Source organism: Ochrobactrum teleogrylli (genome assembly GCF_006376685.1).
In the GTDB taxonomy this organism is placed as follows: Bacteria; Pseudomonadota; Alphaproteobacteria; order Rhizobiales; family Rhizobiaceae; genus Brucella; species Brucella teleogrylli.
In genome coordinates this window covers 37,861-50,534 of sequence record NZ_VEWL01000003.1, presented here as the reverse complement: position 1 = coordinate 50,534, position 12,674 = coordinate 37,861, and the positions used below count along the sequence as shown (strand labels likewise).

Here is a 12,674-nt window from a genome sequence, read left to right as displayed (position 1 = left end):
TTTTGGGGCAAAGGCTTGGTAAAGACAATGGGACAGGAAAAATTGGGGGAGCAGGACAGATTGGGCTGGGCGCGGGCACGTCTGGACCGGCTGAACAACCGCCTGCATGACGCGCTGAGCCGCAGTTTTCCGTTGCGGCCCTTTCCACTGCCGAAGGACCGGCGGATCATCAGTTTCACATTCGACGATGTTCCCGACAGTGCTGAAAGCACAGGCGCGAAGATACTGGAACGCTACGGCTTTCATGGCACCTTCTATATTGCCGGTGGCCTGGTCGGCTCCGTCGAAACCCACCGGCGGCTGATCACCGAAGACGGGCTCCGCAGGCTGGCCGAGGCCGGGCACGACATTGGCTGCCATACATACGCACATTGGAATGTGCCTTCGGTCGGCGCGCGCGATCTGGCGGCCGATCTTGACCGCAACCACGCTTATCTGCACGGGTTCGAACCGAACCGGGTCGGGCGTCGCAATTTCGCCTATCCCTATTGCGCCTCGTCGATGCGCTCGCGCGGCCTGTTTGCCGACCGCTTCGCCACCTGCCGCAGTGGCGGCGAGCGCATCAATCGCGACGCGGTTGATCTCGCCTTTCTGGAAGCCGTCGAGATAAGGCAGCCGGAGCAGCATGCGGAGCAATTGACCCGGTGGATCGACGATCTCGTCGCAAATCCCGGCTGGCTGATCTTCTATACGCATGATATCAGCGACAGGCCGACGCCTTTCGGTTGCACGCCGGAAACCTTCGAAAAGCTGGTTTCCCATGCGGCACAAAGCGGCGCGGAAGTTTTGTCGATACGCGATGCGCTGGCTCATATCGGAGCAGAGGAAGGTGCTCCCTGATGAAAGCTGCCGATCCGGATCACCGCCTGCTGGCAATCAATAATTATTTTTACCGTCGCGGCGGGGCCGAAGCGGTTTTTCTCGACCATATCAAGCTCTTTTCCGAGATTGGATGGGAGACGGCTCCCTTTGCCATGCAGCATCCGGACAATTTCGCCTCCGACTGGTCGTCCTATTTCGTGTCGGAAATCGAATATGGGCGCGAGAGCGGCCTTCTCACCAAAGTCGCGCAGGCAGGCAAGATCATCTATTCATGGGAAGCGCGCGACCGCATCAAGGCGCTGATCGAGCGCTTTCGCCCGAACGTCGCCCATGCGCATAATGTTTATCATCACCTGTCGCCGTCGATCTTTCCGGTGCTGAAAGCGGCGGGTATTCCGACCGTCATGACCGCGCATGATCTGAAGCTCGCCTGCCCGGCCTATAAGATGCTGTCGCATAACCAGATTTGCGAGCGCTGCAAGGGCGGGCGCATCTACAATGTCGCAGTCCATAAATGCATCAAGGATTCGACGGCGTTGAGCGGGTTGGTTCTGGTCGAAACGGCGATCCATCGCACGCTCGGCCTTTATCGCAACACGCTCGATCGCATCGTGGTGCCGAGCCGCTTCTATATTTCGAAGCTGATCGAATGGGGCTGGCCGGAGGAAAAGCTGGTCTATATCCCGAATTTCGCGCAGACCGATAACCTCGAACCCTTCGAGCATGAGAGCGACTATTTCGCCTATGTGGGCCGTCTGGCCCCGGAAAAGGGCATTGGTACGCTGATCCGCGCAGCTGCAATTGCCGGCCAGAAACTGGTGATTGCAGGCACCGGCCCGGAAGAGCAAAGTTTGCGGGCGCTGGCGGCTGAAACCGGCGGCGATATTACCTTTGCGGGTTATGTCTCGGGCGAGCGGCTGCACCGGCTCATTGGCGAGGCCAAGGCGCTGATCCTGCCGTCGGAATGGTATGAAAATGCGCCGATCAGTATTCTGGAGGCCTATGCGCTTGGCGTGCCGGTGATTGGCGCCGACATTGGCGGTATTCCCGAAATGATCGTGCCGGGCGAGACCGGCATGGTGGCCAGAACCGGCGATGCTGAAGACCTTGCCCGCGTCATGAGCGAAGCCGCCAGTCTGCCCCCGCAGGCCCGGCGCAGGATGGGCCGTCTTGGCCGCACCTGGGCTGGTCGGGAGTTCTCGCCGGAGGCTTATCGGAACCGGACACTGGAACTTTACGCGGAACTGGGAGCGCTTTGATGGAACAAAGGGCTAAAAAGCGACGTGTCATGATGCTCGGCCTGCGCGGCGTACCCAATGTGCAGGGCGGCGTGGAGCGACATGTCGAAGAACTGGCCCGTCTTTACATCGCTAAGGGTTGGGATGTCGAAGTGGTGGGCCGCAGCCCCTATCTCCCCAACAAACAGCCCTATGTCTGGGAAGGCGTGAAAGTCACGCCGATCTGGGCGCCGACGTCGATGAAGTTCGAAGCCATCGTGCATACCCTTCTGGGCGTGCTGCGCGCGGGTTTCACGCGTCCCGACATTTTGCACATCCACGCTATCGGCCCGGCACTAGTGACGCCGCTTGCGCGTCTGCTCGGTTTGCGGACGGTCGTGACCCATCACGGCTTCGATTATAACCGTCAAAAATGGGGCCGCCTGGCGCGCACGACATTGAAGCTTGGCGAAAAATGGGGAATGCGCTTTGCAAACGCCCGCATCGCCGTCTCCAACGATATCGCGAAAACGGTCGGGCAACGCTATAACGTTCCCGTCACCTTCATCCCGAATGGCGTCACCCTGCGCGAGCCGAGCCGTGATCCAAGCTGGCTGGAAAAGCATGGGCTAGTTCCGAGCCGCTATATTGCGCTGGTCGCGCGCATCGTACCGGAAAAGCGCCAGCTCGATCTGATCGAGGCATTCGCCAAGCTCTCCGATCCATCGCTGAAACTCGCCTTGATCGGCTCGGCGGAATATACCGCCGACTATGCGGGAGAGGTGCGCACCCGCGCCGAGGCCGTGCCGGGCGTCGTCCTGACCGGGGCATTGCAGGGGGAGGAACTCTCCGCGCTTTTCAGTCAGGCTGGCCTTTTCGTGCTGCCGTCGAGCCATGAAGGTATGCCTATCGCGCTTCTGGAGGCGATGGGCTACGGACTCAATGTGCTGGCCAGCGACATCACGGCCAATCTGGAAGTCGGACTGCCAGACGACGACTATTTCCCGCTCGGCGACATCGATGCGTTGAAAACCGCGCTACGCCGCAAGAGCGACAACCCGCTGACGGCAGAACAGTCGCAGCAACTCATCGACTGGATCGCCCGCGATTACAGCTGGGACGGCATCGCCGATCGCACGCTGAGGGTCTATGAGGAGGGGAATAGGGGAGTAAGTGAGTAGGTGAGTAGGGGAATAAGGGAATAAGGGAATAAGGGATTAGGGCAGTAGGGCAGTATGTGAAGGAATAGGGTGGCAGGCAAAGAAAAAGGGAGCTGCCGACGATATCGTCAAGCATACTCCCTTATTCCCTTACTCACCTATTCCCTTAGATCAGCGTGCCCGGCGTCGTTCTGCCGTCGGCTGGAAAGCCAGGCGGGAGTGGTAGCTGCAATAAGGGCTGGATTCACCCGATTCACTGCCGCAGAAGTGGAAATCTTCGTTCAGCGGGTCGCCGATCGGCCACTTGCAGGTACGCTCGGAGAGCTGCAACAAAGTGAGGCGTCGCGAAATCGGCACCACCACATTCGAAGCCGGCTTGACGACGGTTTCCGTCACCACTTCGGCTGCATATTCCATCTGCAGTGCCGTTGCGCCTACCGTCTTGGTGACCGTTGCCGTGCGCATCGTCGTCGTATGGGCCGTATGCGTGCTGCCGCCCGCATGCTGCGTTACAGGACGCGGCGCTGCTGCAACCGTATTGACTTTCTTGCTGCGCGGAGCAGCGGTCGTCGTCTTACCGCGACCCGAAAGCTTCAGACGGTGCACTTTGCCGATCACTGCATTGCGGCTCACACCGCCAAGCTGTGCTGCGATCTGGCTTGCGCTCAAGCCTTCGCTCCACAGTTTCTTCAGTAGTTCAACGCGTTCGTCTGTCCAGTTCATCGCCCTGGGCTCCAATCATTTTCGTTATCCGGAATCCACCAGTGTTCCCGGATTGCTCCAGGCGCAAACACCATATCTATCCGGGTGACTAGGTCCGCCGCACGAAATGTAGCTTTTTTCTTTAAAGAGAAACTACAATACCGGATGACTCCATGACAAGGGATAGCCCTGTCAGGCAGATTCCATTTTTAAGGTTTTCCCCAACTTGGGTGGCAAAGACGGTTTTTCTTTGGTCCCGTGGTGCATTTTTGAACACCTTTGAGAGAGAAGCCGCTGCACGCGCCGCGCCGTGGAAACTGGGCTCTATATATAGGCGGGATGTCGGTAGCGCTAGCCCGCCTCCGGAAATGTTGGCGACAAGTCCGGCATGCGCGCTGAAAAAACGCGGGCAAAGCCCGGCCAACGGGCAAAAAATGCATCAACTCATGCGTAAAGAAGCGCGATAATCGAGCCTTAGTTTGATTGACATTTTTTTCGCGAGCGCCAATATACACCCAGAATAATTATGCCGCCCGGTGGGCGGCTTTTTATTTCGGCAGGTTCGTCAGGCGAAGGGCGCATGATCGACGTGCCAAAATCCTGTGATAGCTGGCCGGAGAGAGGGCCGGAATATCGCTCAAAATGGCAAGGCTGACAGTCCGTTTTCTGCGGATGTGCAGCATTAGAAAGGCTTATGGAGGCCTGATTGCAATGACCGACGCTACGACCGTGCAACCGCTTTACGACACCTATAATCGTGCGGCTCTGCGCTTCGAGCGAGGTGAGGGCATCTGGCTGATCACCGAAACCGGCGAACGCTATCTCGATTTTGCGGCCGGCATTGCGGTGAACTCCCTTGGCCATTCCCATCCGCATCTGGTCGAAGCCCTGAAAAATCAGGCAGACAAGCTGTGGCACCTGTCCAATCTTTATGAAGTTCCCGGACAGGAAAAGCTAGGCCAGCGTCTGGTCGACAACACATTCGCCGACAAGGTCTTCTTCACCAATTCCGGTGCTGAAGCGCTGGAATGCGCGATCAAGACCGCCCGTCGCTATCATTTCGCCAACGGTCATCCGGAGCGTTTCCGGATTGTCACCTTTGAAGGCGCGTTCCATGGCCGCACGCTTGCGACCATCGCTGCCGGTGGCCAGGCCAAGTATCTCGAAGGTTTCGGCCCGAAGGTCGAAGGCTTCGATCAGGTGCCGTTCGGCGACGAGGTGGCCCTTCGCGCCGCCATCACTGATGAAACCGCCGCTGTCCTGCTTGAGCCCATTCAGGGCGAGGGCGGTCTACGTGGCTTCCCGGAAGAATTCATGCGCCTTATCCGTCAGATCTGCGACGAAAAGGGCCTGCTCCTGATCCTCGATGAAGTGCAGACCGGCGTTGGTCGTACCGGCAAGCTTTTCGCCCATGAGTGGTCGGGCATCACGCCGGACATCATGGCTGTGGCGAAGGGCATCGGCGGTGGTTTCCCGGTTGGGGCCTGCCTTGCAACGGCTGAAGCCGCCAAGGGCATGGTTGCCGGTGTGCATGGCACCACCTATGGCGGCAATCCGCTGGCCATGGCGGTCGGCAATGCCGTGCTGGACGTTATTCTGGAAGAGGGCTTTCTGGAAAATGTTCAGGCCACCGCGCTTGTCATGAAGCAGGGCCTTGCGTCGATCATCGACCGGTTCCCGAATGTGGTGTCCGAGGTGCGCGGTCGCGGCCTTTTGATGGGCATCAAATGCGTTGTGCCGAACACCACGCTCATTCAGGCGCTGCGCGACGAGCATTTCCTCAGCGTCGGCGCTGGCGACAATGTCGTGCGTCTGCTGCCGCCATTGGTCACGACGCCGGAAGAAGCCCGTGAAGCGCTGAACCGCATCGAAACAGCCGTGGAACGGCTTTCTGTCGTAAATCCGATCAGCAAGACGGCGTAATCATGGCTCAGGATAACGGTATCAAGCACTTTCTCGACCTGTCTTCTGTTTCAGGAAGCGAATTGCGTTCCATCCTCGAAGACGCCAAGGCGCGCAAGGCGCGGCTGAAGGCGGGCGAGATTGAAAAGCCCTATGCCGGTAAGGTGCTGGCGATGATTTTCGAAAAGCCATCGACCCGCACGCGCGTGTCGTTCGATGTCGGCATGCGCCAGCTCGGCGGCGAAACGCTGATGCTCACCGGCTCGGAAATGCAGCTCGGTCGCAGCGAGACTATCGCTGATACGGCAAAGGTCCTGTCGCGCTATGTGGATGCGATCATGATCCGCACCACATCGCATGACCGCATGCTCGAATTGGCCGAATATGCCACCGTTCCGGTCATCAACGCTTTGACCGACGACACCCACCCTTGTCAGATCATGGCCGACGTACTTACATATGAGGAACATCGCGGCTCGATCAAAGGCAAGACCTTTGCCTGGATGGGGGACGGCAACAACGTCCTGCATTCGCTTGTGGAAGCCGCGGCGCGGTTTGACTTCAACGTCAATATCGCGACGCCGGAAGGCAGCGAGCCAAACCAGCACTTCATTGACTGGGCCAGGGCAAACGGTGCGGACATCATGTCCACGACAGACCCGGAAAAAGCGGCAAGCGGTGCGGATTGCATCGTGACCGACACCTGGGTTTCGATGGGGCAGGAAGACCGCGCCCGTGGACATAATGTGTTCATGCCCTATCAGGTCAATGCGCGGCTGATGGCGAAAGCCGACCCGAAGGCCCTCTTCATGCATTGCCTGCCCGCACATCGCGGGGAGGAAGTGACCAACGAAGTGATCGACGGGCCGCAATCGGTCGTGTTCGACGAAGCCGAAAACAGGCTCCACGCCCAGAAGGCCATTCTGGCCTGGTGCCTGCAAGGCGCGTGATTGGAGTTTTCTGTGGCTGAGAATACCAGCAACGATTATATCGAAGCCGAAAACGGCCATTCGGGTCCCAAGCTCGATCTGGGTGATTTCGGCTTTGCAGGCGACGACGCCGTCGTGCCTTTCCAGGTGGAAGGGCTCGATGTGCGCGGTCGCGCGGTTCAGCTTGGCACGAGCATCGACGCCATCCTGAAACGCCACGAATATCCGGAAGAAGTGGCCCGCCTGCTGGCGGAGGCGACGGTTCTGACCGTCCTGCTCGGCACTTCGCTCAAATTCGAAGGCAAGTTCATCTTCCAGACCCAGTCCGACGGTCCGGTGGACATGCTGGTGGTGGATTTCAGCACACCCAATGCGGTGCGCGGCTATGCGCGTTTCGATGAGGATCGCCTGAAGGACGCCATCGCCACAGGCAAGACGCAGCCTGAAGAGCTGCTCGGTCGCGGCACATTGGCCTTCACGGTGGATCAGGGCGCCTATATGCAGCGCTATCAGGGTATTGTGGCGCTGGACGGCTCGACGCTGGAGGAAATTGCCACGACCTATTTCCGTCAGTCTGAACAGATCCCGACCGATCTGAAGCTGAGCGTCGCCAAGCTGGTCGAACGGGGTGCCGATGGCAAGCCGGTCGAGCAATGGCGCGCAGGCGGTCTGATCATCCAGTTCCTGCCGGAATCGGAATTGCGCGCGCGTGTTCCTGATCTGCCGGGCGGCGACGGTGACGAGGAAGAAGCCGTGTTTCATCCGGTGGATGATGCCTGGGATGAGGCGCGGTCACTGCTCGGCACCATCGAAAGCTCGGAACTGACCGATCCGCAGGTCGGTTCGGAACGCCTGCTGTATCGCCTGTTCCACGAGCGCGGCGTGCGCGTCTTCAACGCCATCAAGGTGGCGGATATATGCTCCTGCTCGCGGGAGAAAATCCAGGGCGTCCTGTCAGGCTTCTCGGCAGAGGAAATTCAGGACAGCATCGAAAACGGCAAGATTTCGGTGTCCTGCGAATTCTGCTCGACGCATTACGAGTTTGATCCGGCGCAATTCGCCAAGTAATCAAAAAAAGGCGGTTCAGGAGAACCGCCTTTTTTGTTTCCTGCTCTAACTTTGTTTTAACGCGCATCTTGTTCCGAAAACCGTTTCACACTTTTCGGGATGCGCTCTAATTCAGCGTGCGGCGCTGCTCTGGCACATCCAGCGAGAAAGCCGGAATATCCACTTCGAATGTATTGCCCGTCGGGTTCTGCATCTGATAGCGCCCGACCATGACGCCGGATGATGTGGTCAGCGGACAGCCGGATGAATATTGGAACGAGTCGCCCGGATCGAGCACCGGCTGTTCGCCGACGACACCGGCCCCGCGCACTTCCTCGACGCGGCCATTGGCATCGGTAATCTGCCAGTAGCGCGAGCGCAGCTGCACCGTGTCGGAGGAATTATTGGCAATGGTGATGCGGTAGCCCCAGACATAGCGGTTGTCTTCGGGAGCCGACTCGTCTTCCAGATAAAACGGCTCAACCGTTATTTCGATCCCCTGCGTCACCGCCCTGTACATCGCATCCGCCTTTGTCATGTGCCTGTTGCCCACCTATCGCCAAAGTTGCGTTGGAGGTCAACGTGGCGCGGCAATCTCGACAGGGCCAAAGCGGGCGGTTTTCTGCAATCGGATCGTTCTTGTGGGGGATTGCAGCGAAAAGGTCACATTTTTTAAGACGAAACACCGTCTTTTGCATGATCCAGAGATGCTTCGGCACAAGAAAATGCAGAAGATAAACGGATGACCCGGCCTGACGGAATCAGGCCGGATCATCCTTTTCTTTATTTAGCGAACGGCTGCCTTCAGCGCCTCTTCGACGTCTTCCAGAAGATCGTCGGTATCTTCAAGGCCAACCGAAATGCGCAGCACGCCATCGGAAATGCCAAGCTCGGCCTTGGCCTCATCGCTCAGGTTCTTGTGCGTCGTGGTGGCCGGATGGGTGATCAGGCTCTTGGCGTCGCCCAGATTGTTGGAGATGCTGAACACCTGCAACGCATTTTCGAATTTGAACGCGGCTTCCTTGCCGCCTTCCAGTTCGAGCGCGATCAGGGTCGAACCGCCAGTCATCTGCTTGGCGATCACATCTGCCTGCGGATGGTCGGCGCGGCCCGGATAAAGGACGCGCTTGACGCCCGGCTTGCCTGCGAGAACATCGGCAACGGCAGCCGCCGACTGCGTCATCTGGCGCACGCGCACGGACAGCGTTTCCAGACCCTTCAGCATAATCCAGGCATTGAACGGGCTCATGCCGGGGCCGGTATGGCGATAATAGTCCTGAAGCTCGGTTTCGACCCATTCGCGGTCGGACAGCACGATGCCGCCAAGGCAACGGCCCTGGCCGTCAATATGCTTGGTGGTCGAATAGACGACGATATGCGCGCCAAGCTCCAGCGGCTTCTGGTAAAGCGGGGTCGCAAAGACATTGTCCACGATCAGCTTCGCGCCTGCTTCATTGGCCACTTCGGCCACGGCGGCGATATCGATGATTTCGAGCGTCGGGTTCGACGGGCTTTCGAGGAACATCACCTTGGTGTTCGGACGAACAGCGGCTTTCCAGTTGGCGATGTCCGAGCCGTCGATGATCGAGATTTCCACACCATAGCGCGGCAGCAGGGTCTCGACGATATAGCGACACGAGCCGAACACGGCGCGCGCGGAAATCACATGATCACCCGCCTTGACCTGACACAGAATGGCAGCGGCGACGGCAGCCATGCCGGAAGCCGTGGCACGGCCTTCCTCGGCGCCTTCCAGCGCGCACATGCGCTTTTCGAACATGTCCGTGGTGGGGTTGGCGTAACGCGAATAGATGAAACCCGGATTTTCGCCCTTGAAACGCGCTTCGGCGGCTTCGGCATCGGGATAAAGGAAACCCTGCGTGAGGAACATCGCTTCCGACATTTCGGCGAAACCGGAGCGGAGCGAACCGGCGTGCACGAGCTGCGTTGCGGGGCGGAATTTGCGGGTAGTCTCAGTCGTCATTTTTCCAACCTGTCAAAAGCTGGTCGGCCGGGACGCCCAAAAGCGTTTAGTGGCATCTCGGCGGCCAATAAAAAACCGGCCCAAAAGGCCGGTAACGAACCGCGGCCCTTTTTAGCGAATTCTTTAACGTGGCTGCAAGCCGGCCGGCCAAATCACCACGGAACACATTTTCCATATGCCTGTTGCGCAAGGTCGTCAATGCCACGATAGCGAGTTTTGAGGAAAAGCCTGCCGCGTTGGCTCACGATTGGGTTCGATTCCTGCGGAAAACCCCGTTTCTCCGGGCGTGAAGGGTTGGCATTGGGCCTTCGAGTGGTCAAAGGTCTTTTGAAGAATTGCTCAGACTATGGAGTACGAGGTCGATGGCGCTAAGAGATGCGGGAATTCTGGCGGATGCGGATATCGCTGCGCTGTTCGAAAGCGGTTTGCTGGCTTCGCCGCGCCCGCTGGATACCGACCAGATTCAGCCTGCGAGCCTCGATCTCCGCCTTGGCGCAAAGGCCTATCGCGTTCGCGCCTCCTTCATGCCGGGTCCCGGCACACCGGTTATAGATAAGCTCGAACGGCTCAAGCTGCACGAGATCGACCTGACCGCAGGCGCGGTTCTCGAAACCGGCTGCGTCTATATCGTGCCGCTCTTGGAAAGCCTTGCGCTGTCGCCCGAACTGTCGGCATCCGCCAATCCGAAAAGCTCGACTGGCCGTCTCGACATCTTCACCCGCGTGATTGCCGATGGCGCGCAGGAATTCGACAAGGTGCCTGCGGGTTACAACGGCCCGCTTTATCTGGAAGTCAGCCCGCGCACATTCCCCATTGTTGCGCGCACCGGCTCGCGCCTGTCGCAGATCCGTTTCCGCAAGGGCCGCGCCCAGCTCGATGAAGCGGAACTCGCCGCGCTGCATAATTCCGAGACGCTGGTGGCCGCTGAAATGCCGAACATCTCCGGCGGCGGCATCGCGCTTTCCGTCGATCTTTCCGGTGGCCCGGACAAGTTGATCGGCTATCGCGGCAAGCATCACACGGGCGTTGTCGATGTGGACAAGCGCGCCGCCAATGATGTGCTCGATTTCTGGGAGCCGATCTATGATCGCGGCGCACGCGAACTCGTGCTTGACCCGGATGAATTCTATATCCTCGTCTCGCGAGAAGCCGTGCATGTGCCGCCGCTCTACGCCGCAGAGATGACGCCGTTCGATCCGCTGGTCGGTGAGTTCCGCGTTCACTATGCGGGCTTCTTCGATCCGGGCTTTGGTCACAGTGCGGCTGGCGGCACGGGCAGCCGCGCGGTTCTCGAAGTGCGCAGCCATGAAGTGCCGTTCATTCTGGAACATGGCCAGATCGTCGGACGCCTTGTCTATGAGCATATGCTGCATCGCCCGAAGGCGCTTTACGGCACTGATCTCGGCTCCAATTATCAGGCGCAGCAGTTGAAGCTTTCCAAGCATTTTCGTTGACTGTATGAGCCTGCTCCGCGCAGATAGATGAAGTGCGGAGGAAAGCGACGAACGTGGCCAACGGAACAGGACCGGAAACAAGCCGAAAACAGGATGCCCCGGCGGATGCGCCGCCGCGTAGGCTGTCGGTTGGCATTGTCGCGCTGCCGGGTTTTACGCTGACGGCGCTCAGCCTGTTTCTCGATCCCTTCCGCCTCGCTGCCGATGATCGCGACAAGAGCCGCCAGATCCGCTGCGCCTGGAAAATCTGCACGCTGTCCGGCGATCCGGTCGCGTCCAGTTCCGGCATGGTGATCGAGCCGACAGCTCCCATCGGCGAACTCGACGAATGCGATTATGTGGCGGTCGTTGGGGGGGTGCTTGCCCAGTATCGTCCGCGCCAGCAGGCATTGATCGATCTCATCAAGCGCGCCGACAAACGCGGCAAGACCGTGGTGGGGCTTTGCACCGCCGCTTTCCTGCTTGCCGAGGGCAGCTTGCTCGAAGACCGCAATTGCTGTGTGAACTGGTTCCACCGCGACGATTTTCTCGACCTGTTCGACGGCTATACCGCCGATACGACCAGCCTGTTTCACCGCAGCGGGCGGCACTATACCTGCGCGGGTGGATTGGGTGCAGCGTCGCTGGCGCTCTCCATCATCCAGAACGAGATTTCCGAGGAATTGGCGCGTAAAAGCGCGTCGATCCTGATGATCCCTTACGAGCTGGTACGCTCCGAACAGCCAGCACTCAGCTTTAACGGCGTGCGCTCGCCGATGATCCGCAAGGCCATCCGCATTTTCGAGGAAACGCTGGAAGACCCGGTGCCCATGATCGATGTGGCGCGCAGGCTCGGCATTTCCGTACGCCAGATGGAGCGCGGCTTCCGGCTGGCGCTGGAACGCACAGCCTTCGAAGTGCGCGAAGAACTGCGCGTCAAGAAGGCAAAGGAACTGCTGGCCGAGACCGGATTATCGCTTCTGGAAGTGGCCGTCGCGAGTGGCTTTACCGATACGCGCAGCATGAACCGGTCCTTCTCGCGCCAGAAGCAGAAGGCTCCACGCGATTATCGTAAGCAAAGATAGATGCAGACGCTCAAAACTTGCGGATGTCATCATCTCCGCTTATGTCTTGCGCGATGAATCTGTCAGCATGGCGGAAAATTGAGACGCAGGAGATTTGCATGTCTGATGGTGTAAACCGTTTTCTTGGCGATACGCCTGCACGCATCATCGTCAAGCTGGTGCTGATTTCGCTGGTGGTTGGCGTGGTCATGAGCGCGTTCCACTGGACGCCCTACGATATTCTCTGGGGCATTCGCGATTTCTTCCTGCGCCTGTGGAATATGGGCTTCTCCGCCGTCGCCCGTTTCGCGGATTATCTCATTTTGGGCGCAGCCGTTGTCATCCCTGCCTTTATTTTGCTCCGTATCCTCAGCTATCGCAAATAGCAGATATTGGAAGCAGGGTTATACATTC

The 12,674-nt window shown here is 58.8% G+C and carries 12 protein-coding genes and 1 riboswitch; of the genes, 9 read left to right on the top strand and 3 right to left on the bottom strand.

The features are described from left to right. The first annotated feature begins 27 nt into the window (after nucleotides 1-27). Genes FIC94_RS06845 through FIC94_RS06835 form a run of 3 tightly spaced genes read left to right on the top strand, consistent with a single transcriptional unit; the run spans nucleotide 28 to nucleotide 3,220 of the window. Nucleotides 28-840 carry a polysaccharide deacetylase family protein gene (locus FIC94_RS06845; protein WP_140024384.1) on the top strand — a complete coding sequence of 271 codons (813 nt, stop codon included), beginning with the start codon at nucleotides 28-30 and terminating at the stop codon, nucleotides 838-840. Continuing rightward, entirely contained in the window at nucleotides 840-2,081 is a 1,242-nt protein-coding gene (locus tag FIC94_RS06840) for a glycosyltransferase family 4 protein (RefSeq protein ID WP_121537236.1), read from the top strand. The genes FIC94_RS06845 and FIC94_RS06840 overlap by 1 nt, the downstream gene beginning before the upstream one ends. Beyond that, on the top strand, nucleotides 2,081-3,220 hold the full coding sequence (locus tag FIC94_RS06835) for a glycosyltransferase family 4 protein (RefSeq protein ID WP_140024383.1): 1,140 nt from the start codon (nucleotides 2,081-2,083) through the stop codon (nucleotides 3,218-3,220). The genes FIC94_RS06840 and FIC94_RS06835 overlap by 1 nt, the downstream gene beginning before the upstream one ends. A 150-nt stretch (nucleotides 3,221-3,370) precedes the next feature. Here FIC94_RS06835 and FIC94_RS06825 read toward each other — a convergent pair whose 3' ends face one another. Further along, complete coding sequence (locus tag FIC94_RS06825; protein ID WP_109368343.1) at nucleotides 3,371-3,922, bottom strand: GcrA family cell cycle regulator; 552 nt, start codon at nucleotides 3,920-3,922, stop codon at nucleotides 3,371-3,373. Nucleotides 3,923-4,612: 690 nt separating this feature from the next. Here FIC94_RS06825 and FIC94_RS06815 point away from each other — a divergent pair. From FIC94_RS06815 to FIC94_RS06805, 3 genes are read left to right on the top strand one after another with little or no spacing between them, the layout of a single operon-like run. Continuing rightward, nucleotides 4,613-5,824, top strand: a complete 1,212-nt coding sequence (locus FIC94_RS06815) for an aspartate aminotransferase family protein (RefSeq protein ID WP_140024381.1) — start codon at nucleotides 4,613-4,615, stop codon at nucleotides 5,822-5,824. Nucleotides 5,825-5,826: 2 nt separating this feature from the next. Next, a complete protein-coding gene (argF, locus tag FIC94_RS06810; protein WP_109368345.1) occupies nucleotides 5,827-6,753 on the top strand; it encodes an ornithine carbamoyltransferase in 927 nt (308 codons plus the stop codon). Nucleotides 6,754-6,765: 12 nt separating this feature from the next. Next, complete coding sequence (locus FIC94_RS06805; protein WP_109370165.1) at nucleotides 6,766-7,800, top strand: Hsp33 family molecular chaperone; 1,035 nt, start codon at nucleotides 6,766-6,768, stop codon at nucleotides 7,798-7,800. A 106-nt stretch (nucleotides 7,801-7,906) separates the two neighbouring features. Here FIC94_RS06805 and apaG read toward each other — a convergent pair whose 3' ends face one another. Beyond that, entirely contained in the window at nucleotides 7,907-8,299 is a 393-nt protein-coding gene (gene apaG / locus FIC94_RS06800; protein WP_109370166.1) for a Co2+/Mg2+ efflux facilitator ApaG/CorD, read from the bottom strand. A gap of 267 nt (nucleotides 8,300-8,566) precedes the next feature. After that, nucleotides 8,567-9,763 carry an O-succinylhomoserine sulfhydrylase gene (locus tag FIC94_RS06795; RefSeq protein ID WP_109368346.1) on the bottom strand — a complete coding sequence of 399 codons (1,197 nt, stop codon included), beginning with the start codon at nucleotides 9,761-9,763 and terminating at the stop codon, nucleotides 8,567-8,569. An 89-nt stretch (nucleotides 9,764-9,852) separates the two neighbouring features. Beyond that, a riboswitch (SAM riboswitch) is annotated at nucleotides 9,853-9,932 on the bottom strand. Nucleotides 9,933-10,125: 193 nt separating this feature from the next. Between FIC94_RS06795 and FIC94_RS06790 the strand changes: the two genes are divergently transcribed. The 3 genes from FIC94_RS06790 to FIC94_RS06780 all read left to right on the top strand — a co-directional run bounded on the left by FIC94_RS06790 (nucleotide 10,126) and on the right by FIC94_RS06780 (nucleotide 12,646). Continuing rightward, on the top strand, nucleotides 10,126-11,217 hold the full coding sequence (locus tag FIC94_RS06790) for a 2'-deoxycytidine 5'-triphosphate deaminase (RefSeq protein WP_121537244.1): 1,092 nt from the start codon (nucleotides 10,126-10,128) through the stop codon (nucleotides 11,215-11,217). 53 nt (nucleotides 11,218-11,270) lie between these two features. Further along, nucleotides 11,271-12,281 (top strand): GlxA family transcriptional regulator, encoded by a 1,011-nt coding sequence (locus FIC94_RS06785; protein WP_140024380.1) that lies wholly within the window; start codon nucleotides 11,271-11,273, stop codon nucleotides 12,279-12,281. A 98-nt stretch (nucleotides 12,282-12,379) separates the two neighbouring features. Then, entirely contained in the window at nucleotides 12,380-12,646 is a 267-nt protein-coding gene (locus FIC94_RS06780; protein WP_078338112.1) for a DUF6460 domain-containing protein, read from the top strand. Nucleotides 12,647-12,674: the final 28 nt, after the last annotated feature.

Excerpts from the sequence above, each read along its gene's own strand:
- FIC94_RS06845 (WP_140024384.1), top strand. The coding sequence starts at position 28 with ATGGGACAGGAAAAATTGGGGGAGCAGGACAGATTGGGCTGGGCGCGG.
- FIC94_RS06840 (WP_121537236.1), top strand. The coding sequence starts at position 840 with ATGAAAGCTGCCGATCCGGATCACCGCCTGCTGGCAATCAATAATTAT.
- FIC94_RS06835 (WP_140024383.1), top strand. The coding sequence starts at position 2,081 with ATGGAACAAAGGGCTAAAAAGCGACGTGTCATGATGCTCGGCCTGCGC.
- FIC94_RS06825 (WP_109368343.1), bottom strand. The coding sequence starts at position 3,922 with ATGAACTGGACAGACGAACGCGTTGAACTACTGAAGAAACTGTGGAGC.
- FIC94_RS06815 (WP_140024381.1), top strand. The coding sequence starts at position 4,613 with ATGACCGACGCTACGACCGTGCAACCGCTTTACGACACCTATAATCGT.
- argF (WP_109368345.1), top strand. The coding sequence starts at position 5,827 with ATGGCTCAGGATAACGGTATCAAGCACTTTCTCGACCTGTCTTCTGTT.
- apaG (WP_109370166.1), bottom strand. The coding sequence starts at position 8,299 with ATGTACAGGGCGGTGACGCAGGGGATCGAAATAACGGTTGAGCCGTTT.
- FIC94_RS06795 (WP_109368346.1), bottom strand. The coding sequence starts at position 9,763 with ATGACGACTGAGACTACCCGCAAATTCCGCCCCGCAACGCAGCTCGTG.
- FIC94_RS06790 (WP_121537244.1), top strand. The coding sequence starts at position 10,126 with ATGGCGCTAAGAGATGCGGGAATTCTGGCGGATGCGGATATCGCTGCG.
- FIC94_RS06780 (WP_078338112.1), top strand. The coding sequence starts at position 12,380 with ATGTCTGATGGTGTAAACCGTTTTCTTGGCGATACGCCTGCACGCATC.